The sequence below is a fragment of the Microbacterium allomyrinae genome (assembly GCF_020682705.1).
Lineage (GTDB): Bacteria > Actinomycetota > Actinomycetes > Actinomycetales > Microbacteriaceae > Microbacterium > Microbacterium allomyrinae.
In genome coordinates this window covers 260,055-286,367 of sequence record NZ_JAGTTN010000003.1, presented here as the reverse complement: position 1 = coordinate 286,367, position 26,313 = coordinate 260,055, and the positions used below count along the sequence as shown (strand labels likewise).

Annotated in this window: 26 protein-coding genes; 21 read left to right on the top strand and 5 right to left on the bottom strand. The window is 69.7% G+C overall.

What is annotated here, in order from left to right:
* Positions 1-3 precede the first annotated feature (3 nt).
* From KEC57_RS11125 to KEC57_RS11075, 11 genes are all read left to right on the top strand, one after another.
* Positions 4-1,116, top strand: coding sequence for a histidinol-phosphate transaminase (locus KEC57_RS11125; RefSeq protein ID WP_229384684.1), 1,113 nt, complete (start codon positions 4-6; stop codon positions 1,114-1,116).
* Between the two features lie 25 nt (positions 1,117-1,141).
* On the top strand, positions 1,142-2,287 hold the full coding sequence (locus KEC57_RS11120) for a thiamine pyrophosphate-dependent enzyme (protein WP_372457041.1): 1,146 nt from the start codon (positions 1,142-1,144) through the stop codon (positions 2,285-2,287).
* 56 nt (positions 2,288-2,343) lie between these two features.
* A complete protein-coding gene (locus KEC57_RS11115; protein ID WP_229384934.1) occupies positions 2,344-3,309 on the top strand; it encodes an alpha-ketoacid dehydrogenase subunit beta in 966 nt (321 codons plus the stop codon).
* A gap of 114 nt (positions 3,310-3,423) precedes the next feature.
* On the top strand, positions 3,424-4,821 hold the full coding sequence (locus tag KEC57_RS11110; RefSeq protein ID WP_229384683.1) for a dihydrolipoamide acetyltransferase family protein: 1,398 nt from the start codon (positions 3,424-3,426) through the stop codon (positions 4,819-4,821).
* Between the two features lie 65 nt (positions 4,822-4,886).
* Positions 4,887-5,891 (top strand): metal ABC transporter solute-binding protein, Zn/Mn family, encoded by a 1,005-nt coding sequence (locus KEC57_RS11105; protein ID WP_229384682.1) that lies wholly within the window; start codon positions 4,887-4,889, stop codon positions 5,889-5,891.
* Positions 5,892-5,992: 101 nt separating this feature from the next.
* Positions 5,993-6,781, top strand: coding sequence for a metal ABC transporter ATP-binding protein (locus KEC57_RS11100; RefSeq protein ID WP_229384933.1), 789 nt, complete (start codon positions 5,993-5,995; stop codon positions 6,779-6,781).
* Entirely contained in the window at positions 6,778-7,644 is an 867-nt protein-coding gene (locus KEC57_RS11095; protein WP_229384681.1) for a metal ABC transporter permease, read from the top strand. The genes KEC57_RS11100 and KEC57_RS11095 overlap by 4 nt, the downstream gene beginning before the upstream one ends.
* A 128-nt stretch (positions 7,645-7,772) precedes the next feature.
* A complete protein-coding gene (locus KEC57_RS11090) occupies positions 7,773-8,186 on the top strand; it encodes a Fur family transcriptional regulator (protein WP_229384680.1) in 414 nt (137 codons plus the stop codon).
* A gap of 79 nt (positions 8,187-8,265) precedes the next feature.
* Positions 8,266-9,270 carry a permease gene (locus KEC57_RS11085; RefSeq protein ID WP_229384679.1) on the top strand — a complete coding sequence of 335 codons (1,005 nt, stop codon included), beginning with the start codon at positions 8,266-8,268 and terminating at the stop codon, positions 9,268-9,270.
* 10 nt (positions 9,271-9,280) lie between these two features.
* Entirely contained in the window at positions 9,281-10,150 is an 870-nt protein-coding gene (locus KEC57_RS11080; protein WP_229384678.1) for a TIGR03943 family putative permease subunit, read from the top strand.
* On the top strand, positions 10,140-11,552 hold the full coding sequence (locus KEC57_RS11075; RefSeq protein WP_229384677.1) for a hypothetical protein: 1,413 nt from the start codon (positions 10,140-10,142) through the stop codon (positions 11,550-11,552). The genes KEC57_RS11080 and KEC57_RS11075 overlap by 11 nt, the downstream gene beginning before the upstream one ends.
* Here KEC57_RS11075 and KEC57_RS11070 read toward each other — a convergent pair.
* A complete protein-coding gene (locus KEC57_RS11070; protein WP_229384676.1) occupies positions 11,534-13,180 on the bottom strand; it encodes an MFS transporter in 1,647 nt (548 codons plus the stop codon). The genes KEC57_RS11075 and KEC57_RS11070 overlap by 19 nt on opposite strands.
* Before the next feature lie 75 nt (positions 13,181-13,255).
* Between KEC57_RS11070 and KEC57_RS11065 the strand changes: the two genes are divergently transcribed.
* From KEC57_RS11065 to KEC57_RS11045, 5 genes are all read left to right on the top strand, one after another.
* Complete coding sequence (locus tag KEC57_RS11065) at positions 13,256-13,996, top strand: DNA-3-methyladenine glycosylase (RefSeq protein ID WP_229384675.1); 741 nt, start codon at positions 13,256-13,258, stop codon at positions 13,994-13,996.
* Between the two features lie 152 nt (positions 13,997-14,148).
* Positions 14,149-14,385, top strand: coding sequence for a 50S ribosomal protein L28 (rpmB, locus tag KEC57_RS11060; RefSeq protein WP_229384674.1), 237 nt, complete (start codon positions 14,149-14,151; stop codon positions 14,383-14,385).
* Positions 14,385-14,555 carry a 50S ribosomal protein L33 gene (rpmG, locus tag KEC57_RS11055; protein ID WP_005051772.1) on the top strand — a complete coding sequence of 57 codons (171 nt, stop codon included), beginning with the start codon at positions 14,385-14,387 and terminating at the stop codon, positions 14,553-14,555. Before rpmB ends, rpmG begins: the two co-directional genes overlap by 1 nt.
* 3 nt (positions 14,556-14,558) lie before the next feature.
* Complete coding sequence (gene rpsN / locus KEC57_RS11050; RefSeq protein WP_229384673.1) at positions 14,559-14,864, top strand: 30S ribosomal protein S14; 306 nt, start codon at positions 14,559-14,561, stop codon at positions 14,862-14,864.
* Positions 14,865-15,112: 248 nt separating this feature from the next.
* On the top strand, positions 15,113-16,564 hold the full coding sequence (locus KEC57_RS11045; protein ID WP_229384672.1) for an alpha/beta hydrolase fold domain-containing protein: 1,452 nt from the start codon (positions 15,113-15,115) through the stop codon (positions 16,562-16,564).
* A 270-nt stretch (positions 16,565-16,834) separates the two neighbouring features.
* On the opposite strand, the gene KEC57_RS11040 is transcribed toward KEC57_RS11045, so the two are convergent.
* Entirely contained in the window at positions 16,835-17,665 is an 831-nt protein-coding gene (locus tag KEC57_RS11040; protein WP_229384671.1) for an alpha/beta hydrolase, read from the bottom strand.
* Positions 17,666-17,819: 154 nt separating this feature from the next.
* Between KEC57_RS11040 and KEC57_RS11035 the strand changes: the two genes are divergently transcribed.
* The 3 genes from KEC57_RS11035 (at position 17,820) to KEC57_RS11025 (ending at position 21,098) form a co-directional block, all read left to right on the top strand.
* Positions 17,820-18,428, top strand: coding sequence for a TetR/AcrR family transcriptional regulator (locus KEC57_RS11035; RefSeq protein WP_229384670.1), 609 nt, complete (start codon positions 17,820-17,822; stop codon positions 18,426-18,428).
* Positions 18,429-18,636: 208 nt separating this feature from the next.
* Complete coding sequence (locus tag KEC57_RS11030) at positions 18,637-18,924, top strand: HU family DNA-binding protein (protein ID WP_229384669.1); 288 nt, start codon at positions 18,637-18,639, stop codon at positions 18,922-18,924.
* Between the two features lie 230 nt (positions 18,925-19,154).
* Positions 19,155-21,098, top strand: coding sequence for a bifunctional copper resistance protein CopD/cytochrome c oxidase assembly protein (locus KEC57_RS11025; RefSeq protein WP_229384932.1), 1,944 nt, complete (start codon positions 19,155-19,157; stop codon positions 21,096-21,098).
* Positions 21,099-21,102: 4 nt separating this feature from the next.
* Here KEC57_RS11025 and KEC57_RS11020 read toward each other — a convergent pair whose 3' ends face one another.
* The gene (locus KEC57_RS11020) at positions 21,103-22,254 is read right to left on the bottom strand and encodes a hypothetical protein (RefSeq protein ID WP_372457024.1); all 1,152 of its coding nucleotides are present in this window, start codon (positions 22,252-22,254) and stop codon (positions 21,103-21,105) included.
* A gap of 141 nt (positions 22,255-22,395) precedes the next feature.
* Here KEC57_RS11020 and KEC57_RS11015 point away from each other — a divergent pair, with 141 nt between their 5' ends.
* A complete protein-coding gene (locus KEC57_RS11015) occupies positions 22,396-23,787 on the top strand; it encodes an ATP-dependent DNA helicase (protein ID WP_229384930.1) in 1,392 nt (463 codons plus the stop codon).
* A 41-nt stretch (positions 23,788-23,828) separates the two neighbouring features.
* Here KEC57_RS11015 and KEC57_RS11010 read toward each other — a convergent pair whose 3' ends face one another.
* On the bottom strand, positions 23,829-24,482 hold the full coding sequence (locus KEC57_RS11010) for a biliverdin-producing heme oxygenase (RefSeq protein ID WP_229384668.1): 654 nt from the start codon (positions 24,480-24,482) through the stop codon (positions 23,829-23,831).
* Between the two features lie 51 nt (positions 24,483-24,533).
* Positions 24,534-24,860, bottom strand: coding sequence for a DUF2470 domain-containing protein (locus KEC57_RS11005; protein ID WP_229384667.1), 327 nt, complete (start codon positions 24,858-24,860; stop codon positions 24,534-24,536).
* A 79-nt stretch (positions 24,861-24,939) separates the two neighbouring features.
* Between KEC57_RS11005 and KEC57_RS11000 the strand changes: the two genes are divergently transcribed.
* Entirely contained in the window at positions 24,940-26,208 is a 1,269-nt protein-coding gene (locus KEC57_RS11000; protein ID WP_229384929.1) for a serine hydrolase domain-containing protein, read from the top strand.
* Positions 26,209-26,313: the final 105 nt, after the last annotated feature.

The window sequence follows — 26,313 nt, the reverse complement described above, 5'->3', positions numbered from 1 at the left end:
AGCGTGACCGACGCACCCGAGATCCCCGTCCGCGTGCGCCCCGAGGTCGCCGCGCTGCCCCCGTACAAGCAGGGCAAGCAGGCCGGCGCCGAGGCGTTCAAGCTGTCCAGCAACGAGAACCCCTTCGATCCCCTTCCCGGAGTGCTCGAACGCGTGCGGGCCGCGACGGCCCTCAACAGATACCCCGATGCCTCGGCCGCCCGCCTCCGCGAACGCCTCGCCGAGCGGTTCGGAGTCACCGCAGACGCCGTGCACATCGGCGCCGGGAGCGTCTCGATCCTGGCGCAGCTCGTGCAGGCGACCTCCGGCCCGGGCGACGAGGTGATCTTCGCGTGGCGCTCCTTCGAGGCATACCCGTGGCTGGCGACGCTCGCGGGTGCGACCGCCGTGCTCGTGCCGCTCACCGACGACGCGCGGCACGACCTGCCCGCCATGGCAGCCGCGGTCACCGACCGCACCCGCGCGATCATCGTGTGCAGCCCCAACAATCCGACCGGACCGGTGGTCACCCAGCCCGAGTTCGATGCCTTCATCGCGCGGGTTCCGGCCGACGTCCTGGTCATCCTCGACGAGGCGTACGCCGAATTCGTCACCGCCGCCGATGCGGTCGACGGCCTGCGCACCCTCGGCGGCACCGGGCACGCGAACGTCGTGGTGCTGCGGACCTTCTCCAAGGCGTACGGACTGGCCGGACTCCGCGTCGGCTACGCCGTCGGCCACCCGCGGATCCTCGATGCCGCGCGCAGCACCGCGATCCCGCTGTCGGTGACCGCGCTCGCCGAGGAGGCGGCGCTGGCGAGCCTCGACGTCGAGGACGAGCTGATCGCGCATGTCGGTGTGATCTCCGAGCGCCGGGACCGGCTCGCCGCCGCTCTGCGCGATGCAGGCTGGCGCGTACCCGATGCTCAGGGCAACTTCGTGTGGCTGCCCGCCGGTGATGAGACGCTCGCACTGGCGGAGGCGTTCGACGCGGCCGGTCTGATCGTCCGCCCGTTCGCCGGCGACGGCATCCGCATCTCGGTCGGAGAAGAAGAATCTGTCGAGAAGGTCCTACGGATTGCAGAATCCGTTGTGAGGGGCCTCCCAGAGGGCCATTCCGGCCGAGGGCTAGCGTAGAACGGTGACCCTGCCTGAAGACTCGGTGACGCCCGGCAACGCGGCTCTCTCCGAAGACCCCGCACTCGTCCGCATCCTCGACGCGGACGGCACTCTCGCGCCGACTCCCGCAGCCGAGCCCTACCTCGCGCTCATCGACGGACTCGCCGATGCCGACCTCGAGGGCTTCTATCGCGACATGGCCGTGATCCGCGCGTTCGACGTGCAGGCCACCAACCTGCAGCGTCAGGGCCAGCTCGCCCTGTGGCCGCCGAGCTACGGGCAGGAGGCCGCTCAGGTCGGGTCCATCCGCGCGGCGCGCACGCAGGACCACGTGTTCCCCTCGTATCGCGAGCACGTCGTGACCAAGATCCGCGGCGTCGACCCGATCGACATCATCCGGCTCATGCGCGGGCTCACGCACGGCGGCTGGAACCCGTTCGATCCGAAGAACGGCAACACCCACATCTATACGCTCGTGCTCGGCGCCCAGACGCTGCACGCGACCGGCCTCGGCATGGGACTCGTCTTCGACGGGCGCTGCGGCACGGGCGACCCGGAGCGCGACGAGGCGGTCATCGTCTACTACGGCGACGGCGCATCGAGCCAGGGCGACGTTCACGAGGCGATGGTGTTCGCCGCGAGCTACGCCACCCCCGAGGTCTTCTTCCTGCAGAACAATCAGTGGGCCATCTCGGTGCCGGTCGCGACCCAGTCCCGGTCGCCGCTGTACCAGCGCGGCGCCGGTTACGGCATGCCGAGCATCCCCGTGGACGGCAACGACGTGCTCGCCAGCTGGGCGGTCACCCGGACTGCTCTCGACGAGGCCCGGGCGGGCAAGGGCCCCCGTGCGATCGAGGCGCTGACGTATCGGCTCGGCGCGCACACCACGAGCGACGACCCCACCAAGTACCGCACATCGGTCGAAGAGGAGTCGTGGCTTCGTCGCGACCCGATCGCCCGCATGAAGACGTACCTCCTCGGCCGTGGCGCGTCCGACGCGTTCTTCGCAGACGTGGATGCCGAATCCGAGGCGCTCGCCGACGACATCCGCGTCCGCACCAACGCGCTCGGCGGCCTCGAGCGCGACACGATCTTCTCGCACGTCTACTCGGAGCCGCATCCGCTCATGCAGGAGCAGCAGCGGTGGCTGAGCGACTACGAGGCAACGTTCGAAGGAGGCGCATCGTGACCGTGCTCCGACAGGACCAGCAGCCGGGGGTCGAGGCGCCCCCTGCGGTGACCACCATGCCGCTCAGCCGCGCCATCAACGCGGGCATGCGCGCGGCACTGGCCGGTAGCGACCGCGTCCTGCTCATGGGTGAGGACATCGGCAAGCTCGGCGGCGTATTCCGCGTCACCGAGGGCCTGCAGGCCGAATTCGGCGAACGTCGCGTGCTCGATACGCCGCTCGCCGAGTCGGGGCTCGTGGGCACCGCGATCGGCCTGGCGATGGCGGGCTTCCGGCCGGTCGTCGAGATCCAGTTCGACGGCTTCGTCTTTCCCGGGTTCGACCAGATCACCTCGCAGCTCGCGAAGATGACGAACCGTCACGAGGGCGCGCTGCAGATGCCCGTGGTCATCCGGATCCCGTACGGCGGGCACATCGGAGCGATCGAGCACCACCAGGAGAGCCCCGAAGCGTATTTCACCCACACGCCGGGCCTGCGGGTCGTGAGCCCTTCCACGGCGAACGACGGGTACTGGATGATCCAGGATGCGATCGCCTCGCCCGACCCGGTCATCTTCCTCGAGCCGAAGGCAAAGTACTGGCAGAAGGGCGAAGTCGACACGTCGGCGCGCGCCCTGCCGCTGCATACGTCACGCGTGGTGCGCCGCGGTACCGACGTCACGCTCGTCGGACACGGCGCCATGGTGACGACACTGCTTCAGGCGGCCGCGCTCGCCGAGTCCGAGGGGACCAGCTGCGAGGTCATCGACCTGCGATCGCTGTCGCCCATCGACTACGGTCCGATCCTCGATTCCGTGCGCCGCACCGGGCGCATGGTCTACGCACAAGAGGCCCCCGGCTTCACGTCGCTCGGTTCCGAGGTCTCGGCCACCGTCATGGAGCGAGCGTTCTACGCCCTCGAGGCGCCGGTTCTGCGGGTATCGGGCTTCGATGCCCCCTTCCCGCCGGCCAAGCTCGAGGGTGTCTTCCTGCCCGACGCCGACCGCATCCTCGAGGCCGTCGATCGGTCCCTCGCCTACTGATGACCACGCCCTCCCCACGAGAGAACGACTGATGGACGAGAGCCGGGGATCCTCCCTCCCTCTCGGCGACCGGCTGTACTCTCGCGATCAGGTGGCGGCTCGAAAGGACCCAGCATGAGCACCCAGACCTTTGTTCTGCCCGACGTCGGCGAGGGTCTCACCGAGGCCGAGATCGTTGCGTGGCACGTCGCACCGGGCGACACCGTGGCCGTGAACGACGTGCTCGTCGAGATCGAGACCGCCAAGTCGCTGGTCGAGCTTCCCTCGCCGTTCGCGGGCACCGTCGGCGAGCTCCTCGTCGGCGAAGGCACGACGGTGAACGTCGGCGCTCCGATCATCACGATCGCATCGAAGGCGGATGCCGCGGGGCCGGCGACGGTCGGCCAGTCGGAGCACGGCGCCCCTGCCGATTCCTCCGCTTCGGAGGGCGAGGGTGCGGTGCTGGTGGGCTACGGCACCGGCGGTCAGGTGCAGTCACGGCGGCGCACCCCCACCGTGACGGCGGGCGAGCGGGTCGCGGCATCCGTCGGCGTCGCCGCCAAGCCCCCGATCCGCAAGCTCGCCCGCGATCTCGGAGTGGATCTCGCCGCCGTCGCGCCCAGCGGGCCGGCCGGCGAGGTCACCCGCGACGACGTGGTGAAGCACGCCTCGCAGGCGAGCGTCTTCCGCAACATCGAGACGCCCGAGTGGGGCGATGTGCGCGAAGAGACGATCCCGGTCGCCGCTCCCGCATCGGCGGGTCCGGCCGCGCCCTCGCGCTCAGTCGGGGCGGGGACCTTCACGCCGGTGAATCCCGCGCCCGATGCAGAAGGCCGTGAAGAGACGATCGCCGTCAAGGGCGTGCGCAAGGCCGTCGCGAGCGGCATGGTGCGCAGCGCCTACACCGCACCGCACGTGTCGGTATGGACCGACGTCGATGCGTCCCGCACGATGGAACTCGTCAAGCGGCTGAAGACCTCTCCCGACTTCGCCGACATCAAGGTCTCGCCGTTGCTGATCATGGCTCGCGCCGTCATCTGGGCGGCACGCCGCACGCCGATGGTGAACGCCGCGTGGGTCGATGCCGAGACCGGCGCCGAGATTCGCGTGCGCCGCTACGTGAACCTAGGCATCGCGGCGGCGACGCCGCGCGGACTCCTCGTGCCCAACATCAAGGACGCGCAGGATCTCTCGATGCGCGAACTCGCCCGTGCCCTCGAGCGGCTGACGGTCGCCGCCCGAGAGGGCAAGACGACCCCCGCCGATCAGCAGCACGGAACCATCACGATCACGAACATCGGCGTGTTCGGGATGGACGCCGGCACTCCGATCATCAATCCCGGTGAGGCCGGCATCGTCGCGCTCGGCACGATCCGGCAGAAGCCGTGGGTCGTCGACGGCGAGGTGCGACCCCGCTGGGTGACGACGGTCGCGGGCTCGTTCGATCATCGCGTGATCGACGGAGACGGCATGTCGCGATTCATCGCCGATGTCGCTTCGATCCTCGAGGAACCCGCGCTCCTGCTCGATTGAACGCCCGGCATCGGAGGCGCTCGGGTGATTTGAGAACGATTCTCAATAACGTTAGAGTCGAGAACATGAGTTCGACACGACGCACGACGACCCTGCTCGCCCTCGCCGCGGCATCCGCTCTGGCACTCTCGGGCTGCGCCACCGCAGCGGGCACCGAGACCGGGGCCGACGGGCGTCTGACGGTCGTCGCGTCGACGAACGTCTATGGGCAGATCGCCGAGCAGATCGGCGGCGACCTGGTGGAGGTCACCTCGATCGTCTCGAGCGACTCGCAGGACCCCCACTCGTTCGAGCCCAGCGCCCGCGATCAGCTCGCCGTCTCGAACGCCGATCTCATCATCGAGAACGGCGGCGGGTACGACGCATTCATCGACGCGCTCATCGAGTCCAGCGGCAGCAGTGCGCCCGTCGTGACGGCGGTCGAGCACTCCCACGACTGGCCCGACAACGACGGCCATGACGAAGAGACGGCGGATGCCGCGGACGACGCGGCAGAGACCGAGGACGACGCCGAGCACGACGAGCACGACCACGAGCACGTCGAGGGCTTCAACGAGCACGTCTGGTACGACCCGCACACCGTCGCGCACGTCGCCGCCGCGATCGCGGAGGAACTCGGCGAGCTCAGCCCCGATGACGCGGCGACCTTCACCGCCAACGCGGAGGCATTCTCTGCCGAGATCGAGGGACTCGAGGCCTCGCTCGCCGATATCGCGGCCGCGCACGGCGGCGAGCAGGTCTTCGTCACCGAGCCGGTACCGGTGTACCTGATCCGCGAGGCCGGTCTCGAGAACGTCACGCCCGAGGCCTTCAGCGAGGCCGTCGAGGAAGGGCAGGACGTCGCACCCGCGACGCTGCTCGAATCCCTTCGGCTGCTCGAATCCGGCGACGTCCGCACCGTCATCACGAACACGCAGACCGGCGGCGCCGAGACGACGCAGATCATCGACACGGCCGAACAGGGCGGGATCCCCGTGATCGCGTTTTCAGAAACGCTCCCCGAGGGCCAGACTTACATCTCGTGGATGCAGGCGAACATCGAGGCGCTGAGCGCGGCGCTGGACGAGTGAGCGCCGCACCCTCCGACGCCGGCGCGGCCGGGACCGCGCGCCCCGCGGCTCCGGGTGACGCGCCGGCGGCGCCGGGAGGGGGCTCGGCTCCCGTTCTCACGATCAGGGATGCCGCGCTCCGGCGCGGCGAACGGGAGCTGTGGTCGGGGCTGAACCTCGACGTGCATGCCGGCGAGCTGATCGCCGTGCTCGGCCCGAGCGGTTCGGGCAAGACGACGCTGCTGCGCGCGATCCTCGGGCTCGAACCGCTCTCGAGCGGCACGATCGCGGTGAGCGGCCACGACGTGCATGGCCGGGGCAACCGCACCATCGGCTACATTCCGCAGGCACGGCCGCTGCCGCGCGACACCTCACTGCGCGGCCGCGACCTCGTCACCCTGGGCGTGGACGGGCACCGCTTCGGGCTGCCCTTCCCCCGCCGCGGTGACCGTGCCCGCGTCGATGCGCTGATCGACGCCGTCGGTGCACGCGACTTCGCGGACCGGCCGGTGGGCGAGCTCTCGGGCGGCGAGCAGCAGCGGCTGCGCGCAGGACAGGCCCTCGCGGACGATCCCCGGCTGCTGCTCTGCGACGAGCCGCTCACCAGCCTCGACCTCGCCAACCAGCAGGCCGTCATCGGCCTCATCGACCGGCACCGCCGCGACAAGGACGCCGCCGTCCTGCTCGTCACCCACGACATCAACCCGGTGCTGGGCAAGGTCGATCGCATCCTGTACATCGCGAACGGGCGCTTCACCCTCGGCACGCCCTCCGAGGTGCTCAACTCCCGCGTGCTCACCGACCTGTACGGAGCCCACGTGTTCGTGCTGCGGGCGGGCGATCGCCTGGTGGTGGTCGGCGCGCCCGACGCCGAGGCATCCCATCACCACCACGACGAGGACCACGCATGAACTGGGACGACGTCGCCGACGCGATGTTCGGCGGTCTGCCGTACTACGGCGACATCCTCGCGCTCGTGTCGAACTCGGTGTGGGCCGGCGCCGTGCTGGGCCTCGTCGGGGGACTCATCGGCGTCTTCGTGATCCAGCGCGACATGGCGTTCGCCGTGCACGGCATCAGCGAGCTGTCGTTCGCGGGTGCCGCCGCAGCGCTGTTGATCGGCGTGGACGTCGTCACGGGATCGATCGTCGGATCGCTCGTCGCCGCCGCGATCATCGGCTGGCTCGGCGCGCGGGCACGCGACCGCAACTCGATCATCGGCGTGCTCATGCCGTTCGGTCTCGGCCTGGGCATCCTCTTCCTCTCGCTGTACGACGGCCGCAGCGCCAATCGGTTCAGCCTGCTCACCGGGCAGATCGTGTCGGTGCAGTCGGGGCAGCTCGGCTGGCTCATCGGCATCGGCGCCGTAGTGCTGCTGGGTCTGCTGCTCATCTGGCGCCCGTTGCGGTTCGACTCGCTCGACCCGCAGTCCGCGGCGGCACGCGGCGTGCCCACGACCGTGGTGTCGCTCGGATTCATGCTGCTGCTCGGTCTCATCGTCGCCGTCGCGGTGCACATCATCGGCGCGCTGCTGGTGATGGCGCTCCTGGTCACGCCGGCCGCCGCAGCGGTGCGCGTCGCGTCGGGACCGCTGTCGGTGCCGCTGCTGTCGGCTCTGTTCGGCTTCGTGTCTGCCGTGGGCGGCATCCTGCTCGCGATCATGGGTACCCTCCCCGTGAGCCCGTACATCACGACGATCTCGTTCGTCATCTACCTGGTGTGCCGCGGCATCGGCGCACGGCGGGGGCGGGTGACCCGTGCCCACGCGGCGTGACGGCGGCCATGAGCGCCGAGAGTGCGCGTGTTGCGGTTTCGGATGCGCGTGGACAGCCGTTCGTGCACTTTCGGCGAGCGGATGCCGCGCCCGGGCGACCCTCAGGGCCCGCCGGTAGACTTCCGGCCATGGTCCAGCGCAATACGTGGCAGCGCGAACGCGTGCGCGAAGCGCTCTCGGATGCCCGTGGATTCGTGAGCGCGCAGTCGCTGCACGCCACCCTCCGCGACGAGAACACCGGCATCGGTCTGGCGACCGTGTACCGCGCGCTCGCCGGGCTCGCCGCCCAGGGCGACGCCGATTCGCTGCAGAGCCCCGAGGGCGAGGCGCTCTATCGCGCCTGCACGAGCACGGGCCACCACCACCACCTGATCTGCCGCTCCTGCGGGCTGACGGTCGAGATCGAGGCGACCGACGTCGAGCAGTGGGCCAAGCGCACCGCCGAGCGACACGGGTTCCGCGACGCCGAGCACATCGTCGACATCTTCGGGCTCTGCGCGTCGTGTGCGAAGACCCGGGACGAAGAGCGTGACGCGGACTGATCCCGCCCATCGGCAGACGCAGGGACCGGGAACGGCTCCGGCGTCCCGCCGCCGCTCGACGGGCCATGGCCACGGCGCGATGACGCCGGGCGTCCCGTCTTCCCAGGCCCGCGCGCTCGTCTGGGTCGGCATCGGGGTCGTGATCGTCGCCGGTCTCTTCGTCGTCGACTGGCTCGCACCGCAGCTGTTCCCGGCATCCCTGCCCACCCGCGCGCAAGATGGGCTCACGCTTGCGATCAGCGTGCTCATCGAGTCGTTGCCGTTCGTCGCGCTCGGCGTGGTGCTGTCGATCGTCGTGCAGGTGTGGGTGCCGCCGGGTGTCATAGAACGATGGATGCCGCGCCGCGCGTGGGCGCGTCGCGCGGTGCTGTCGCTGCTCGGCATGATCGTTCCGGTCTGCGAGTGCGGCAACGTGCCGTTCGCGCGAGGCCTGCTGATGCGCGGATTCTCGGTGCCCGAGACGCTCACCTTCCTCATTGCGGCGCCCATCGTCAACCCGATCGTGATCATCACGACGCACCAGGCGTTCGGCTGGAGCGACGGCATCCTGATCGCCCGCATCGTCGGCGGCTATCTGATCGCGAACCTGATCGGATGGCTGTACAGCCGGCACCCCGACCCGGATGCCCTGCTCACCGATCGCTTCCGCGAGACCTGCGACCTCGTCGTGCACGAGCCGGGCGGCAAGTGGCGGCGCACGCTGGCGCAGTTCGTCGTCGAGCTGCGCGCGGTCATGCCCGCCCTCGTCATCGGCTCGGCCCTCGCCGGGGCTGTGCAGGTGCTCATCCCCCGCGAGGCGCTCGTGGCGATCGGGTCGAATCCGGCGCTGTCGATCGTCGCGATGATGGCGCTCGCGATGGTCGTCTCGATCTGCTCCAACGTCGACGCGTTCTTCGCGCTGTCCTTCGCCTCGACCTTCACCCCCGGCTCCATCGTCGCGTTCCTGCTGGTCGGGCCGCTCGTCGACGTCAAGATGCTCGCGCTCATGCGCACCACATTCACGTGGCGCACGCTCGGCGGCATCGTCGTGGTGGTCGTGCTCTCGGCGTTCGCGATCGGGACGGTGGTGAACCTCCTTGCGTAGGGCCGAGTGGGTGGGCACGCGGTGGCTGGGCGTCGGGCTCGCCGCGATCCTCGCGGTGGTCACGATCTCGCTGGCCGTCACGGGGCGCATCAGCCTGTACATCAATCCGGATTCGACGTGGTTCGCGGTGTCGATGGCGGTGCTCATCCTCGTCGGAGCCGTCGCATCGTTCGCGCTGCCGCTCGGTGCCGAGGCAGACCACGGACACGACCACGGTGACGCCGCCGCCGGGCCCGAGGAGTCGGATGCCGAGCATCAACTCCTCACACCCGCTCCACCGTCGCGGCGGCCGGCCCAGAATGCGCGAACGGCCGGCGATTCCGAGGAGCCGGCGCCGAACGAGGCCGGGCGCTCCGAGGCGCACGATCACGTGCGGCACCCCGCCGCGGTCGTCGCCACCGTGCTCGGCGGGGCGGCGGCATCCGGCGTCGTGGTGCTCACGCTGGTGCTGCCGCCGGCCTCGCTCTCCGCCGAACTGGCGATGTCGCGCGACGTCGGGGCGACCCCGCTCTTCGGCGGAGCCGACACCATCCAGCTCGCCGCGACCGGAGACACGGCGTCGTTCGGGGTCGGCGAATGGGCGACCGCGTTCGCCACCGCGACGAACCCCGACGCGTTCGACGGCGACGCGGTCGAGCTGACAGGCTTCGTGACACCGGGCGAGGACGGCGACTTCGACCTCACCCGCCTCGTGATCACGCACTGCGTGATCGACGCCCAGCCCGCGAGCGTGCCGGTGATCGGCGCCGCGCCCCCGCCTGAGACGGGTCAGTGGGTGACCGTCACGGGCACGGTGCGCTCGACATCCGACGGGCGGCTCGAGATCGACGCGGCATCGATCGAAGAGATCCCCGAGCCAGAGGATCCGTATGAGTACTGAGCCGGGCACGCGTCGCGCGCTCGCCCGGCACCGCCGCGGCCGCGCGTTCGTGCTGTCGTTCCTCGCGATCGTCGGCGTGCTCGCGGCCGTCGGCCTCGCGGGCGCCGCCGCCGGCGTCGCGCAGGGGCCTCGGGTGACGGATGTCTCGGTCGATCCGGCGGCGGCGGTCGCGGCATCCGGCTCCCGCCTCATCGTCACCACCTCGCAGTCGCTCGCCGAGGTCGACGCCTCGCACATCACGGTCACCCCGGCCACGCCGTTCCAGGTCGACACGGCGGGCCGGAGCATCGGAATCCGCTTCACGCTGCCGCTGTGGGACGACACCGCGTACACCGTCCGGATCGACGATGTCGCCTCGCTCGGCGGTGGCCCGACCTCGACGATCACCGAGACGTTCCAGACTCCCGCCGCGGAGGTCTTCCTGCTGCAGCGCGGCCGCGCGGACGGCGACCTGATCTACCGCACCGACCTCGCCGGCCAGAACGCGGTGCCCGTGTTCACGCACGCGCATATCGAGGACTTCCGCGCGACCTCGGCCCATCTCGTGGTGTCGGTGCGCACCGACGACGACCAGGCGGGGCTGATCGTGACCGACCTCGACGGCGAGAACGCCCAGGAGCTGCCGCTGCCCGGCGACGGCTTCGTCTCGACGCTGCAGAGCGCGGACCGCGGCGAGCTGGTCGGGTACACCTTCTCGGACGCGGCGCTGACCGCCGACTCCGGCCGCGAGAGCCGGCTCTATACGGCATCGCTCAAGGATCCCGACGCCGACCCGGTGGAGGTCGCCGTCGAGGGTGCCGACCCGCGCGTGGCCGAGTGGCGGTTCGTGCCCGATACCGACAGCATCCTGCTGCTCTCCTTCGACGGATCGCTGCTGCTGACCGCCTCCGACGGCGTGGGCGCGACCGCCCTGGGTGCAGCCATGAAGATCGACGGCATCGCGCGGGGATCGGCCGAAGCGGTGGTCGATCGCCTCGAAGAGACGTCGGTCATCGACCTCACCGATGCGAGCGAGCAGCCCCTCGTCGCGCCCGACATCGATCTCGGTAGGGCGAGCTCGGTGACGCCCCTGCCCGACGGCTCGACGGTCCGCACCGCCGCAGTGCTCGAGGACGGGCTGCCGACGGGGCGGACGTCGGTGGCGTCGGTGGCGGCGGACGGCACGACGCGCATCCTCACCGAGATCGCCGACACGGATGCCGTGCTGCAGGTCTGTGTGTCGCCCAGTGCCCGCTACGTCGCGGTGCTCGTTGCGCCCGATGCCGTGTCGAATCCCTACGACTTGTACCAGCAGCCCCTGCCCCAGCGGCCCGAGACCCGGATCCTCGAGATCGCGGACGGCACCCCCGTGGTCGCGCTCAACGGCTCGGCGATCTCGTGGTGTCAGGTGCCGTCGGGCTGATCCTCCGGGCCGGACGCGTCGTTCTTGCCCCCCGCCACCGGCACCGGGATCGTGGCGGGCAGACCCCGCGCCAGCACGATCGCGATCAGCGTGAGCGCGAAGACGAGGAACAGCGCCTGCCGGAGCGCTCCGAGCTGCTCGTCCGCATAGAGGGTGGCGATCTCGTCGGCGGCGTCGGGGGCGACCCCCGCATCGAGGAGCGCCGTCTCGGCCTGAGCGCGCGAGATGATCGGCGCGCCGACCGAGGTCGCCTCGGCGACCTGCTGCTTGACGTCGTCGGGAATCGCCTCACTGGACTGGACGGCGGTGCTGAAGCCGGACGTGAGCAGGAGGATGAACATCGATCCGACGATCGCCGTGCCGAACGATGAGCCGAGGTTCTGGAACGTTCCCTGCAGTCCGCCGACCTCGGAGGTGTCGTCCTTCGACACCGCCGACATGTTGACGTTGCCGAGCTGGGAGGCGAGCAGGCCGAACCCGGCCCCGACCACGAACATCCCGATCGCGAAGATCCAGTCGCTGAGATCGGGCTGCACGGCGACGAACACGAGCAGCAGGCCGATGCCGAGCGTGAATTGTCCGATGCGCGCGACGTTGCGCGCCGAGCGCACGGTCGACAGGCGGGAGCCGACGACCGACAGGAGGATCAGTCCGAGCGACAGTGGCAGGATCTTCAGTCCGGTCTGCAGTGCGTCGTAGCCGAGGATCGTCTGCAGATACACCGGCACCACGAAGAACAGCGCCGCGATCGCGAAGTACTGCGCCATGAACATCGTGAGTCCACTGCGCAGCGCCGGGATGCGCAGCATGCTCACCTTCAGCAGCGGCACGCGGCCGGCGTCCTCGAGCTGCTGCTGGCGGCGGACGAACCACCACAGCACCACGAAGGCCAGCAGGATCAGGTACGCCACCGGCGAGATGCCGAAGGGGGCGATGGTGGTGCCGCCGATCTCGGGTGGATTCAGCGGTACGAGCCAGCCCCAGGTCTTGCTCTGCAGCACGCCGAACACGAGGATCGCCATCCCGCTCGCCGACAGCACGACGCTCAGCAGGTCGATGCGGAGCGTCTTGTCGCCGGGCAGGTCCTTGATGCGTCCCGAGACGATGAGTACGAGTGCCATCACGACCGCTTCGCCGACGAACACGTAGCGCCACGACGCATACGTCGTCATCAGCCCGCCGATGAGCGGCCCGGCGGCCGCGGCGAATCCGGTGATCGCACCGAGCGCCGAGAATGCGATGACGCGGTCGCGCCCCGTGTAGTTGATGGCCGCGAGGGCGGCGATCGCCGGAATGACGAGCACCGCACCGAGTCCTTCGACGAGGGACCAGCCGAACAGCAGGATCGTGAGATTCGGAGCGAGCGCGGTCGTGAGCGAGCCGATTCCGTAGACGACCGACCCGATCCGGAAGGCCCTGCTGCGCCCCCACTTGTCGCCGAGCTTGCCACCGGTCAGCATGAATGCCGCCATGGTCAGCGCGTAGAACGTGATGGCGGCCTGCATGCCCGAGATGTCGGTGCCGAGGTCGGCGGCCACCGTCGAGATCGAGACGTTCATCACAGTGCTGTCCAGCACCATCACGAACTGCGAGACCCCGAGAATGATCAGGACGAACCAGCGCTTCATGAGCGAAGGTTAGCGCTCGCGCGCGGGCGCGCCATCGCCCTCTCGGGGTGACGCGCCGGTGCGTAGACTCCCGGCATGTCCGGACCCCTCTTCGCGCGTGCGCGCCGGAGCGATCTCGCCGGGCTCCCCGCCGACGTCGCACCCCGCCTGCTCGGGGCGATTCTGACCACGGTGGTCGGCGGCGATACGGTCGCGGTGCGGCTCACCGAGGTCGAGGCGTACCACGGGCGCGGCACCGGGCCCATGGCCGATCCCGGGTCGCACGCCCGCATGGGCCCGACGGCGCGCAACGCCACCATGTGGGGCGAGCCGGGCCATCTCTACGTGTACTTGAGCCACGGCATCCATTCGTGCGTCAACGTCGTGTGCGGTCCGGAAGGTGTCGCCGGCGGTGTGCTGCTGCGGGCGGGCGAGATCGTGAGCGGGACGGATGCCGCGGCCCGGCGCCGACCGGCGGCCCGCGCGATGCGCGACCTCGCGCGCGGGCCGGGCAGGCTCGGCGATGCAGTGGGGCTGCGGCATCCGCTTCACGACGGCATCGACGCGGTCACGGGCGCCCCGTGGCACGGTGCGGTCGCCCGACTCGAGCTGCGCGTCGATCCGCTGCCGGACGTGGCCGCGGGTCCGCGTGTCGGCGTCGCGGGAGTCGCCGGAACCGCGGCCTTCCCGTGGCGCTTCTGGATCCCGGGCGACCCGACGGTATCGGCCTTCCGCTGGGGGCGCGGAGCGCAGACCGCAGCGCAGACCGCAGCGCAGACCGCAGCGCAGACCCCGCCGGTCGAGGAGAGGAACGAGCGTATCGAGCCCCCGTGCTAGACTGACTCTTTGTCTGCGCGCACTCCAGCACGCAGTTCGCCCCCTTCCTCAACTCACAGCCGGTTCATTCCGGTCGATGAGCTTGTCGAGGGGGACAGACAAGGGATCTTGGGTGGGGCCGTCCGGCCTCACGGTACTAAGGAGACATCACTATGGCAGCAGTGTGCCAGGTGACTGGAGCAGTTCCCGGCTTCGGTCACGCAATCTCGCACTCGCACCGCCGGACGAAGCGCCGCTTCGACCCGAACGTGCAGAAGAAGACCTACTTCGTTCCGTCGCTGGGTCGCAGCATCAAGCTGAACGTCTCGGCCAAGGGCATCAAGGTCATTGACGTTCGTGGCATCGAGTCCGTCGTCAAGGACCTCCTCGCGAAGGGTGTGAAGCTCTAATGGCGAAGAAGGCTCAGGACGTACGTCCGATCATCAAGCTGCGTTCGACCGCCGGCACGGGGTACACCTACGTGACGCGCAAGAACCGTCGCAACAACCCCGACCGCATCGTGCTCAAGAAGTACGACCCGGTCATCCGCAAGCACGTCGAATTCCGAGAGGAGCGCTGATCCATGGCTAAGAAGAGCAAGATCGCGCGCAACGAGCAGCGCAAGGTGGTCGTCGACCGCTACGCCGCCAAGCGCGCCGAGCTGAAGAAGGCGCTCGTGTCGCCGACGTCGACCGACGAGGAGCGCGAAGCCGCTCGCCTCGGTCTGCAGAAGCTGCCCCGCAACGCATCGCCCGTGCGCGTCCGCTCGCGCGACGTCATCGACGGCCGCCCCCGCGGTGTCCTCACGAAGTTCGGCATCTCGCGTGTCCGCTTCCGTGACATGGCACACCGTGGCGAGCTGCCCGGCGTGACCAAGTCGAGCTGGTAAGCACCACACAGCACTGAAGGGCCCGGAGTTCCTCGGAACTCCGGGCCCTTCGCCGTTCCCGGCGCACCTCGGCTGCCCGTCGCGCGGCCTGCCCACCTGTTCGCCGAGCGGATGCTGCACTTTCCTGCGAGTGCGGCGTCGCGCGACGCCGCACTCGCAGGAAAGTGCAGCACTCGATTCGCGATACGCGATACGCGATACGCGCGGGCGTGCTCCGTAAACTCGAAGAGCGAATCGGGGGTGATCGGATGCCGTTGGACCCGTTCTTCGAGGAGCGCCTGCGGGTGCACCGAAAGTACTTGTTCGACCAGGCGTTGGGCACGGCGCGTTCGAGAGTGAGATCGCTCTGGCCGTTCGGGCAGAGCACCGCCCCCGCCGCGGGACCGGCCGCGGGACGGGACCCGTCCCCGAACGCCTCGTCTGCGAAGGACAGATCCGCGAAGGCCTCGTCCGCGAAGGACCGGTCTGCGAAGGCCTCGTCGGCGAAGGACCGGTCTGCGAAGGCCTCGTCGGCGAAGGCCTCGTCGGCGGAGGACCCGTCGGCGAAGGCCTCGTCGGCGGAGGACCCGTCGGCGAAGGCCTCGTCCGCGAAGGACCCGTCGGCGAAGGACCGATCGGCGAAGGACCGGTCCGCGAAGGACCCGTCCGCGAAGGACCGATCGGCGAAGGACCGGTCCGCGAAGGCCTCGTCCGCGAAGGACTCGTCGGCGAAGGACCCGTCGGCGAAGGACCCGTCGGCGAAGGACCGATCCGCGAACGACCCGTCGGCGAAGGACCCGTCCTCCACGCGCCCAGGCCCGCACGCCCGCGCGCGGGCCCGGCATCGGCGCGCCGCGCTCGCGTGGGACCGCACGGAGCTGCGCGCTGTCGGCACGCCGGGGCCCGACATCCGCGTCGCCGAGCATCGGGTGGCCGTGCCCGGGCATCCCGCCGTCCGCGTTCGGGTCTATCACCCGGCCGACGCGGGCGCCGAGCCCGTGCCCGCGGTGCTCGCGTTCTTCGGAGGCGCGTTCCGCATCGGCGGGATCGACTACCCGACTACGGATGCCGCCTACCGCAGCCGCGCGGTCGACGCCGGCGTCGCGATCGTCGCGGTCGACTACGCCCTGGCGCCCGAGCACCGCTATCCGGTCCAGGTGGAGCAGGGGTACGCCGCACTGCAGTGGCTTTTCGCCGAGGCCGAGGGTCTCGGAATCGACGCCGACCGGATCGGCGTGCTCGGCACCTCGGCCGGCGGGAACCTCGCCGCTGCGCTCACTCTGGCCAACCGGGATCGTGCACGGTATCCCCTGCGGCTGCAGGTGCTCGAGGTTCCGGTGGTCGACCTCACGGGCGCGAACCTCGATCTGCGGGCGACACGGGCCCTCGGCATCCCACGATTCCTCGCGCTGCGGGAGCTGCGCTCGGTCGCGAGCACGTACCTGGCCGATCGTACCGATGCCCGCCAGCCGTACGCCTCGCCGCTGCGCGCCGCATCGCACGCGGATCTTCCTCCCGCCGTGATCCTCACGGCCGAGTACGACCCGTTGCGGGGCGACGGCGACGCCTACGGCGCGGCGCTCCGCGCGGCCGGGGTCGATGCGAGTGTGGTGCGCTACCAGGGTGTGACGCACGACACCTGGATCTTCCGGGGCGCCCTCCCAGCGGCCCGCCGTTGGCATGACGACGTCGTGTCTGCGCTCCGGCGGCTCCACTCCTGACGAGTCCCGGTCCTCCGTCGGCAGAACTCCACGCATCTCACGACAGCAACGCGGTATGCCGGTCCCCGACGGCGGGGAGCGGGAGAACCGTGGAGTTCTGCACCGGATGCCGAACCGCGCGGCGAAGGCCCGGGGCTCCTGCGAGCCCCGGGCCTTCTTCATCCCACCGCGGAGACGGGCCGAGACACCACTCGACCGTCGAGACGCCAGGCGTGGCCTGGCACCTCGACGGCGGAGTGGTTCCTCGCCGGCGTGCGGCGGGGTCTCCGGCTACTTCGCTGCCTCGACCACCGCGTGAGCGGTCGCCCACTCGAGCGCGTAGTCGGCGATCTCTTCCCAGCCGTCCTGGCTGACCAGGCGGTGGGTGCGACCCGGGTAGGTCTTGTAGTCCACGACGGCGGGGCTGCCCGACTTCTGGTACTTCTTCACGATGGCCTCGCCGATCGCCGGCGGCACGACGTGGTCGATCTCACCGGTGATGATGAGGAGCGGGGCGCGGTCTGTGCGGGTGTAGTCGACGTGTGTGACGCCGCCCTTCTCGTTGAGAACCGACAGCACGCCCTCGAAGAAGACCCGGTTGTAGGAGTTCACGGCGAACTCCTCCCAGAGCTTGTCGGACTCCTCGCGGGGGAGGTCGTTGCCGAAGGTGAAGTGGAAGTGCCGCTTCGACAGCGGCTTGGCGCCGTTCTTGCCGAAGGGGTTGGCGAGGATCGGCGTGCCGGTCCAGAGGGTCGACAGCGGGAGGGCCGTGACGCCGGCGGTCTGTCCGGGGGCGACGCCGACGTAGGCGACGCCGAGGCCGCGGTCGGCGAGCATCTGGGTGAGGACTCCCCCGAAGGAGTGGCCGATGATGATCGGCTTCTCGGGAAGCTCGCGGATGATCCGCTCGTAGTTGTCGGCGATCTGCGTGAGGCCGATCCCCTTCAGCGCTTCGGGATTGTTGCGGATGTCCTCGACGGTGCGGTCATCGATTCCGGGCCAGCCCGGGACGATGACCTGGTGGCCGGCGGCGCGGAAGCGCTCGGCCCAGGTGTCCCAGCTCTTGGGGGTCATCCAGAGGCCGTGGATGAGGACGATGGGGGTCTTGGTCGTGGTGTTCATTTCATTCTCCTGTGGGTGTCGCGGTGGGTGTCGGTGGATCTGTTCAGGTTCCGGGCCCTGGTGTTCCCGGTTGATGTAATCTGATAGTAGACCGAACGTTCTATCTACACAAGAGTATTCCCGAGAAATCTCAAAATTCTTCGAAGGTGGGACGATGGACACGGAAGGACAGCTCATGACGACGAAGACGGATGCTGCGGCATCACGCCTCTCCCCCGCTCGGCAGCGACTGCTCGAGGCGGCGACCGACCTCTTCTACAACGAAGGCATCCACTCGGTGGGCGTCGACCGCATCATCGATGCGGCAGGCGTCACGCGGGCGACGATGTACAAGCAGTTCGAGGGCAAGGAAGGCCTCGTGCTCGCCTATCTGCGCGGTGAGGATGAGGGCCTGCGCACCCTGTTCGCGCAGGCCGCGCAGGCGTCGGACGATCCCGATGTGCTGCTGGACCTCGTGGTCGCGGGTATCGAGCAGGACATCCGCGATCGCCACACGCGCGGCTGCCCCTTCATCAACGCCGCCGCGGAGTACCCCGACCAGGGCCCCGTCCGCGAGCTCATCGCCGACCATCGCGAGTGGTTCCGCGCCACCCTCGAGCACCTCGCGACCGCGGCGGGTCTCACCGAGCCGGATGAGGTCGCCGCGTCGCTCGTGCTGCTGCGCGACGCCGCTCTGGTGGGCGGATACCTCGACGGTCAGGACCGCGTGGCGCCCGCATTCGCGCGTACCGCGCGCGGCGTCATCGCCTCGCATCGCGGTTGAGCTGACCGCGAAATCCCGTCACATTCGTCACATTCGTCACTTCTGACCCACGACACGCCGCCTTTGCGGCGGGAAATCCGCGGAAATACGCGGATCTGTCGGCGGTGTCAGGTACATTCGAGGCGGTCGATCCGACCAGCCGGAGGACGCCAGTCGTCCGGTCCGAGTTAGCAGGACGGCGATCCGTCGTCTTTGGAGGACAAACCAAATGGCCGACAAGTCCATCACCAAGACCGAGCTCGTCGCGAGCATCGCGAGCGCGACCGGCCAGAGCCAGGCCGCTGTGTCGGGCGTGCTCGACTCCCTCTTCTCCACCGTCTCCGAGGCGGTCGCCAAGGGCAGCAAGGTCGCCATCCCCGGCTGGATCTCGTTCGAGCAGGTCGCCACGTCCGCTCGCACGGGCCGCAACCCCCAGACCGGCGAAGAGATCAAGATCCCCGCCGGCAAGCGCGTCAAGGTCACCGCGGGTTCGAAGCTGAAGGCCGCAGTCAAGTAAGTACCGTCGCGTCTGACGACGAGACTTTTCAGAGGGGGGATGCCGCGACTCGCGGCATCCCCCCTCTTCGTCGTTCCGCCCCGCGCGGAGTGCGCGGACGAAGTTCGAGGCCCTCTCGCCCGACGTAGGCTGGAGGAGTGATCCCCACGTCCCCTCCCCGCGTCGCCGACGCGCCGCGCGGAGCATCTGGGCGAGAGTACTCCGCCCGCGCGCTGCGGGCTACGGGGCCTGTGATCCTCGTCGTGGCCGCGCTCGCGGTGCTGGTGTGGGCGCTCGCCTTCGGCGGCGGTGCCGCCCCGCTCGCGATCGGCGACCCCGGACCCATCGCCCGCTGGGGCCTTCCGATCGCGAAGCTGTTCGTCAATCTCTCTGCGGCCGGCATGGTCGGCGCCCTCGTCACCGCGCTGTTCACCCTTCGCGCGGGCGACCGTGACTTCGACGTCGCCCTCGACACCGCATCGATCTCGGCGGCCGTCTTCACCCTGGCCGCCGCCGCCACGGGCTTTCTGACCTTCATCGACGCGTTCAACCCGGCGATCGACGCGGGACCTCAGTTCGGCGCGCAGCTGGGCCGGTTCCTGGTCGAGACCGAGGTGGGCCGCACCTGGCTCATCACCACGGTGGTCGGCGCCGCGCTCACGGTGCTCACCTTCGCCGTGCGGTCCTGGACCGCGACCTTCTTCGTCGCACTGCTGGCCACCGCGTCGCTCGTGCCCATGGGCACGCAGGGCCACTCCGGCGAAGAGGCCTTCCACCACGAGGCGATGACGGCACTCATCCTCCACATCATCGCCGCCGCCGTCTGGCTGGGCGGCCTGCTGCTGATGGTGATCGTCAGGCCGCTGCAGACGCGCGAGCAGCTCGCGGTGACGCTCGCGCGATATTCGAGCATCGCGCTCGCCGCCTTCGTCGTGGTCGCCGTCTCGGGCACGGTGCGCGCGGCGATCGGCCTGCAGGACTGGTCGGCGCTGCAGTCGTCGTACGGCGTGATCCTCATCGTGAAGGTCGTCGCCCTCATCGCACTGGGTGTGCTCGGTGCGTGGTATCGCACGCGCCTGATCGGCCGCCTGCGCGACCATGAGGCATCCCGCCCCTTCTGGACGCTGATCGCGTTCGAACTCGCGCTCATGGGCGTCGCCAGCGGCGCCGCGGCCGCGCTCGCCCGAACGCCCCCTCCCAACTCGGCGCTGCCGGCGTTCGAGCTGACACCGGCGGAGCGCCTCACCGGCGCGCCCCTTCCGCCCGAGCTCACGCTCGAACGCTGGATGACCGCGTGGAACATCGACCTGCTGTGGGCGATCGTCGCCGGCTTCGCGGTCTTCTTCTACGTCGCCGGGGTGTGGCGGCTGCGCCGCCGCGGCGACGCCTGGCCGATCTATCGCACGATCATGTGGATCGTGGGCTGGATGCTGCTCGTCTGGGTCACCGGCGGCGTGATCAACGTCTACCAGGACTACCTGTTCAGCATGCACATGGTCGGCCACATGCTGCTGACGATGGCGATCCCGCTGCTTCTCGTCGCCGGCGCGCCGGTCACGCTCGCGGCCCGCGCCATCCGCAAGCGTGACGACGGCACACGCGGCGGACGCGAATGGATCCTCTGGGCCGTGCACTCGCCCGTCTCGCGCGTGCTCACCAACCCCTTCGTCGCGGCGGGCCTGTTCATCGGCTCGCTGTGGGTCTTCTACTACACCGACCTGTTCCGCTGGTCGCTGTACGACCACCTCGGGCACGAGTGGATGACCGCGCACTTCCTCATCACCGGGTACCTTTTCGTGCTGACACTGATCGGCATCGATCCGGTTCCCTATCGGCTGCCCTATCCCGGGCGTCTTCTGCTGCTCATCGGCATCATGGCGATGCACGCGTTCTTCGGCATCGCGATCATGATGCAGGAGGGCCTCATGGTCGCCGAGTGGTTCGGTTCGATGGGCCGCACGTGGGGCGTGACGCCGCTCGAGGACCAGTACACCGGCGGCGGCATCGCGTGGTCGATCGGCGAGATCCCGACGCTGATCCTCGCGATCACCGTCGCGATCCAGTGGAGCCGCACCGACGCCCGCGAGACCAAGCGTCGAGACCGGCACGCCGATCGCACCGGCGATGCCGAGCTCGAGGCCTACAACGAGCGCCTGGCTGCCCTCGCCGAGCAGGACGCCCGCGCCGGCGGCTGACAGCTCAGGTCGTGTCGGGACCGGTGACGAGGATCGATGCCTTGCCGTCGGGAAGGATCGTGATGGTGCCCTTCACGATGAACGGGACATCCTCGCTCACGGCGCGCACCCGGCCGTCGAAGAGAGAGCGGATGTCGACCTCGATGTGAGCGACGGCTTCGGCGGCCAGGATCCCCCAGCCCGCTCCGTCGGGTGCGACCGCGATGGTCGGCTGCTGAACGATCGACCACTTCGGCACCGAGGCGATGCGGTCCTGGACGACGTAGCCGAACGGGCACGCGGTCGGCTGCAGCACCTCTTGCGTCGCGCACGCGGTGAGGAACTTCTCGACCTCCTGCTGGACGACTCGCACGAACTCGTCGGTCGCCTCGGCCTGCACCTCGATGGGGATGGTGTGGAACGGGCTGTCCGACAGCACCGCGACACCCGGGGTGCCCGCGATCGGCGTGTCGACCGAGACGGAGTAGAGGCCGGGTGAGAAGACCAGCAGCGGTACGGGCGCCAGCGGATCGGCATCTACTCCGTCGACGGACACCTGTCGCTTGTCGACGGTGAATCCGTTGACGTCGAACGACATCGAACCCTCGACCGTGAGGTTCATCACGGCGAGCGGGCTCGTCGCGAAGCGCCAGGTCGGTGCGAGGCCGATCGCGCCGTCGCGCTCGACATCGAAGGTCGTGGTGCCGTCGTACCCGCGGGCGTCGTATGCGACGGTGACGCGCGTGATATCGCCGTCCACTTCTTCCGACACCACGCGCACGTCGGTGAGCGGCGCGAGGGCGGCGCTGCGCAGCAGCGCCTCGGACGCGGTCGCGGGGAGCCCAGCCGCCTCGAGCTGGGCGGAGCTGACCGTGACGCCCGGCAGCATCAGCGCGTCCGCCGCATTGCCGTCGGCGAGGAGCCCGAGGTAGCGCTCGACGAACGCGGTCGGGCTGTAGAACTCGCGCTGGATCACTCCGGTCGCGGCGGCCGCGGCGGCGATGAGCAACGCTCCCACCACGCCCAGCAGGGTGAGGTCCACGACGAGTCCGGCGCGTCGCCGCGGCCTGCGCGGTGGCTGGATGAGCGTGGCTGTGGTGGGCTGCGCGGGGGTCGCCGGACCGTTCGGAGGCGCTGTCGCGCGCCCGTGCTCCGTGTCCACAGCCCCCTGATCCACCCGCCCAGTCTAGGAAGAGCCGCCCGAGAGCCCCCTGTGGATGCGTAACCTGTGCAATACGACGACATCGCCCAGGTGTCCACCGATCGCGGCGCGGGCGACCGGGCGGCGGCATCCGCTCGTTAACATGAAGCAGTGACCATGCCACCTCCGTCTGCCGCGCCCGCGCTGTCGGCCGAGCAAGAGGCGCTGTTCCGGCTCATCGAAGACACGCGTGAGCACGTGTTCGTCACCGGGCGCGCGGGAACGGGCAAGTCGACTCTCCTGCAGCATCTCGCGTGGAACACGGAGAAGCAGATCGCGGTGTGCGCGCCCACGGGGGTCGCGGCGCTCAACGTCGACGGGCAGACGATCCATTCGCTGTTCAAGCTTCCGATCGGCCTGATCGGCGCGTCCGACGAAGCCCAGTCCGATGCGACGCGCAAACTGCTCAACGCGATCGACACCCTCGTGATCGACGAGATCTCGATGGTCAACGCCGACCTCATGGATGCCATGGACCGCGCCCTGCGGCAGGCCCGCGGCCGGCGCTCCGAGCCGTTCGGCGGCACGCAGATCGTGATGTTCGGCGACCCGTACCAGCTGGCCCCGGTGCCGCCCCGCGGCGACGAGATGCGCTACGTCCGCGACCACTACCGCTCGTTCTGGTTCTTCGACGCGAAGGTGTGGGTCGGCGAGGCCGCGAGCGACGGCATCCTCGACGTGGGCTCGTACGGAGCCGAGCTCAACATCCGCGAGCTCGTCGACATCCACCGTCAAGCCGACCCCGCCTTCAAAGCGATGCTCAATGCGGTCCGGTACGGACGCGTGACCGCCGACATCGCCCAGATCCTCAATGACACGGGTGCGCGCACCCCTCCCGACCCCGCCGACGGCGAGCATCCGATCATCACCCTCGCGACGCGCAACGACATCGTCAACAACATCAACCGTCGCCACCTCGACGAGCTGGTCGGCCGCGAGCAGACCGCGCACGCCGAGATCACCGGCGATTTCGGGCGGGGAGAAGCCGGGTACCCGGCCGATTCCGAGCTCAAGCTCAAGGTCGGCGCACAGGTGATGTTCCTGCGCAACGACACTCAGGGCTTCGGCGAGCCCCCTCGCTGGGTGAACGGCACGATCGGCACGGTAACGCGGATCGCCGGCGAGAGCGTGCGTGTCGAGGTCGACGGCGAGGAGTTCGACGTGGAGCCTGCGGTCTGGGAGAAGTACCGCTATTCGTACAACGCGGGATCCAAGAAGCTGACGCGCGACATCGTCGCGGAGTTCACTCAGTTTCCGCTGCGTCTCGCGTGGGCCGTCACGATCCACAAGTCGCAGGGCAAGACCTACGACCGCGCCGTCATCGACCTCGGCTCGGGTGCCTTCGCGCCCGGTCAGACCTACGTCGCGCTGTCACGGCTGACCTCGCTCGACGGGCTGTACCTGTCGCGGCCGCTCCGGCCGAGCGACATCCGTGTCGATCCCGACGTGCAGCGGTTCATGGCCGGCGTGCGGGCTGCGTCATCCACCCCGACGCTCCCGAAGGGGTAGGTTCCCCGCATCGGTCCCGTCGGCAGGTGCCGTGAACAGCGTCAGGCGACCTGGGAGGCCTTCGCGGTCGCGAGGTCGTCGAAAAGCTCGGTGTTGAAGCGGTAGGCGAGGAGGACCTCGTCGATCACGCGCTCCTGCTCTGCGGCATCCCACGGAGCAGCGTCGAGCTGGTCGCGGTAGACGTCCTTGAACGCCTTCGGGTCGGCGATGTCGTCGAAGAGGTAGAACCCGATGCCATTGGTCTCGAAGCCGAACCGGCGCGCCATGAGACGCCCGATGAACTGGCCGCCCGACAGGTCGCCGAGGTAGCGCGTGTAGTGGTGCGCGACGAAGCCGCCCGCCCACGTGGCGCCGACCTCGTTGATGCGGTCGACGTACCGCTGCGTCGTGGGCAGTGGCTCGATGAGGTCGCGCCAGTCGGGACCCAGCAGGAACTCGAGGTCCGCCTCGAGTGCCGGGATACGCGTCAGCTTGTCGCTGATGAACACCGCGGCCACCGGGTCGTTGCGCATCTGGCCCGCGGTGCGCTCGAGCGCCTCGTAGATGAACCAGTGCTGGGCGACGAGTGCGATGTAGTCCTCGCGCGTGCCCTCCCCCTTCATGAGGTCGGCCATGAAGCCGGCGTGCTCGCTCGAGGAGTGGGCGCGGCTGGAGCGCTCGCGCAAGGCCGTGGAGAACGTGATCGGGTCGCTCATGTGGCCATTGTAGGAGATTTAGGCTCGCCTAACCTACGAGGTTTCGAAGGATCACGCGTGAGGGCGTGGTTCGACTCCCAGACGCCGGCACGCCTCGTCGTACAGGGCGACCACTTCGCGTCGCACCTCGGGGCGTTCCGAGATGGGCCCGCCCGGCCAGGGGGCCACGATCGTCGCGGTCGCACCGTCGCTGAGCGTCGCCGTCCAGCGCCCGCCGTCGCCGTCGAAGCCGTCCATCCGCGCATCCACGATGTCGGCGGCGTCGACCCCGGACTCGGCGGCGAATGCGCGCGAGATCAGGAGGTTGTCGTCGCCGTGGTCGCCGTTCATGTGGCCGAGCACGCCGGCGAGCACGGCGTCGTCGAAAAGATGCGTCATCCCTCCACCCTACGGATCGCCGCGCGGCGGACACGACCCGGGTGTGTTTGAATTCAATGCACATCATCGGGGGGTGAGAATGCGGACCCGCTCCAATCGACACCGCGCCATCGCGGCCATCACGGGTGTCGTCCTGTCTGCGCTCGTCCTCGCCGGTTGCGCGCTGGACCAGCACGTCGACGTCGACACGCCCCCGCAGGCGGATGTCGCGCTGCCCGACGAGACGGTGCAGCAGCTGCAGGATGCCGTCACCCACGCCATGGGGACGAGCGGGTCATCCGGCGCGATCGTGGGCGTGTGGGCACCCTGGAGCGGCAGCTGGGTCGCGGGCCTCGGCACCCAGCGCCCCGACGGCGGCGGCGATGTGACCGCCGACATGCGCTTCCCGGCGGGCAAGATCACGCGTGCGATGACGTGCGACGTCCTGTACGAGGTCGCCGCGTCCGGCACGGTGAAGCTGAGCGACAGCGTCTCGCAGTACGTCGCGGGTGTGCCCGATCTCTCGGACGTCACCCTCGAACAGCTCTGCGACGGCACCTCGGGGATCGGCTCCTTCGCATCTCAGCTCTACGCGGTGTGGCTCGCGAACCCGACCCGCACCTGGGACCCGCGGTATCTCGCCAGCTTCGGCCTCGGCCAGCCTCGCGGCGGCGCACCGGGCGCGGCGTACCGCGACTCCGACGCCGGGTACGTGCTGCTGGGCCTGGCCCTCGAACGCGCCACGGGGCAGAGCGCCGCTGATCTCTACGCAGACCACATCGTCGATCCGCTCGACCTCGCGGCGACCGCCCTGGGTGACGCCGACGGCGGAGCCCTGCTCGCGGGCGGTCAGTCGATGCCGACCGCCGAGGGCCCGGTGGACTGCGCGCAGCCTCGCGACCTCACCGACACGTCGACGAGCATCGGGTTCACGGATGCGGGGGTGATCACCGACATCGACGACCTGGGACGCTATGTCCAGGCGATGGCGTCGGGGGCGCTCGTCGCGGACGAGGACCGCTTCGCCGACCCTCTCCCGGCCACCGGTGACGCGCCGTCCTGGTACACCGCTGCGGGCGGAGCCCTGCAGGCCGGTTCGCTCATCGGCCAGTTCGGCAAGGTTCCGGGCTACATCACCGCGGCGTTCTCCGACCCGGCCACCGGCCTCACCGTCGCGGTCGTGCTCAACAACTCCGCCGTCGATGCGAACGTCGGCGCCTACCTCGCGTGGGAGTTGGCCGCGATCGCGTCGAAGGCTCCGGCGACCGACGGGCAGACGGCGCCCGAGGCGGGGCTCCCGTGGACCGCCGAGCAGTACCACGAGGCCATCGCCGCGGCTGCCGTGTGCACCCCGCCGGCACCCGAGTGACGCTCGGGGCGCAGACCACCTCGGCACGCAGCGCCGTGACGGTGCTCGTGGGACCGCGGCTCTCCGGGCCCCGGACCGCGGGACGGCTGTCAGGTGGGGCGAGGA

What these genes read in the sequence shown, in the direction of transcription:
- KEC57_RS11115 (WP_229384934.1), top strand. Translation starts at nt 2,344, where the DNA reads ATGCCGCTCAGCCGCGCCATCAACGCGGGCATGCGCGCGGCACTGGCC.
- KEC57_RS11110 (WP_229384683.1), top strand. Translation starts at nt 3,424, where the DNA reads ATGAGCACCCAGACCTTTGTTCTGCCCGACGTCGGCGAGGGTCTCACC.
- KEC57_RS11105 (WP_229384682.1), top strand. Translation starts at nt 4,887, where the DNA reads ATGAGTTCGACACGACGCACGACGACCCTGCTCGCCCTCGCCGCGGCA.
- KEC57_RS11095 (WP_229384681.1), top strand. Translation starts at nt 6,778, where the DNA reads ATGAACTGGGACGACGTCGCCGACGCGATGTTCGGCGGTCTGCCGTAC.
- KEC57_RS11090 (WP_229384680.1), top strand. Translation starts at nt 7,773, where the DNA reads ATGGTCCAGCGCAATACGTGGCAGCGCGAACGCGTGCGCGAAGCGCTC.
- KEC57_RS11085 (WP_229384679.1), top strand. Translation starts at nt 8,266, where the DNA reads ATGACGCCGGGCGTCCCGTCTTCCCAGGCCCGCGCGCTCGTCTGGGTC.
- KEC57_RS11075 (WP_229384677.1), top strand. Translation starts at nt 10,140, where the DNA reads ATGAGTACTGAGCCGGGCACGCGTCGCGCGCTCGCCCGGCACCGCCGC.
- KEC57_RS11070 (WP_229384676.1), bottom strand. Translation starts at nt 13,180, where the DNA reads ATGAAGCGCTGGTTCGTCCTGATCATTCTCGGGGTCTCGCAGTTCGTG.
- KEC57_RS11065 (WP_229384675.1), top strand. Translation starts at nt 13,256, where the DNA reads ATGTCCGGACCCCTCTTCGCGCGTGCGCGCCGGAGCGATCTCGCCGGG.
- rpmB (WP_229384674.1), top strand. Translation starts at nt 14,149, where the DNA reads ATGGCAGCAGTGTGCCAGGTGACTGGAGCAGTTCCCGGCTTCGGTCAC.
- rpmG (WP_005051772.1), top strand. Translation starts at nt 14,385, where the DNA reads ATGGCGAAGAAGGCTCAGGACGTACGTCCGATCATCAAGCTGCGTTCG.
- rpsN (WP_229384673.1), top strand. Translation starts at nt 14,559, where the DNA reads ATGGCTAAGAAGAGCAAGATCGCGCGCAACGAGCAGCGCAAGGTGGTC.
- KEC57_RS11045 (WP_229384672.1), top strand. Translation starts at nt 15,113, where the DNA reads ATGCCGTTGGACCCGTTCTTCGAGGAGCGCCTGCGGGTGCACCGAAAG.
- KEC57_RS11040 (WP_229384671.1), bottom strand. Translation starts at nt 17,665, where the DNA reads ATGAACACCACGACCAAGACCCCCATCGTCCTCATCCACGGCCTCTGG.
- KEC57_RS11035 (WP_229384670.1), top strand. Translation starts at nt 17,820, where the DNA reads ATGGACACGGAAGGACAGCTCATGACGACGAAGACGGATGCTGCGGCA.
- KEC57_RS11030 (WP_229384669.1), top strand. Translation starts at nt 18,637, where the DNA reads ATGGCCGACAAGTCCATCACCAAGACCGAGCTCGTCGCGAGCATCGCG.
- KEC57_RS11015 (WP_229384930.1), top strand. Translation starts at nt 22,396, where the DNA reads ATGCCACCTCCGTCTGCCGCGCCCGCGCTGTCGGCCGAGCAAGAGGCG.
- KEC57_RS11010 (WP_229384668.1), bottom strand. Translation starts at nt 24,482, where the DNA reads ATGAGCGACCCGATCACGTTCTCCACGGCCTTGCGCGAGCGCTCCAGC.
- KEC57_RS11005 (WP_229384667.1), bottom strand. Translation starts at nt 24,860, where the DNA reads ATGACGCATCTTTTCGACGACGCCGTGCTCGCCGGCGTGCTCGGCCAC.
- KEC57_RS11000 (WP_229384929.1), top strand. Translation starts at nt 24,940, where the DNA reads ATGCGGACCCGCTCCAATCGACACCGCGCCATCGCGGCCATCACGGGT.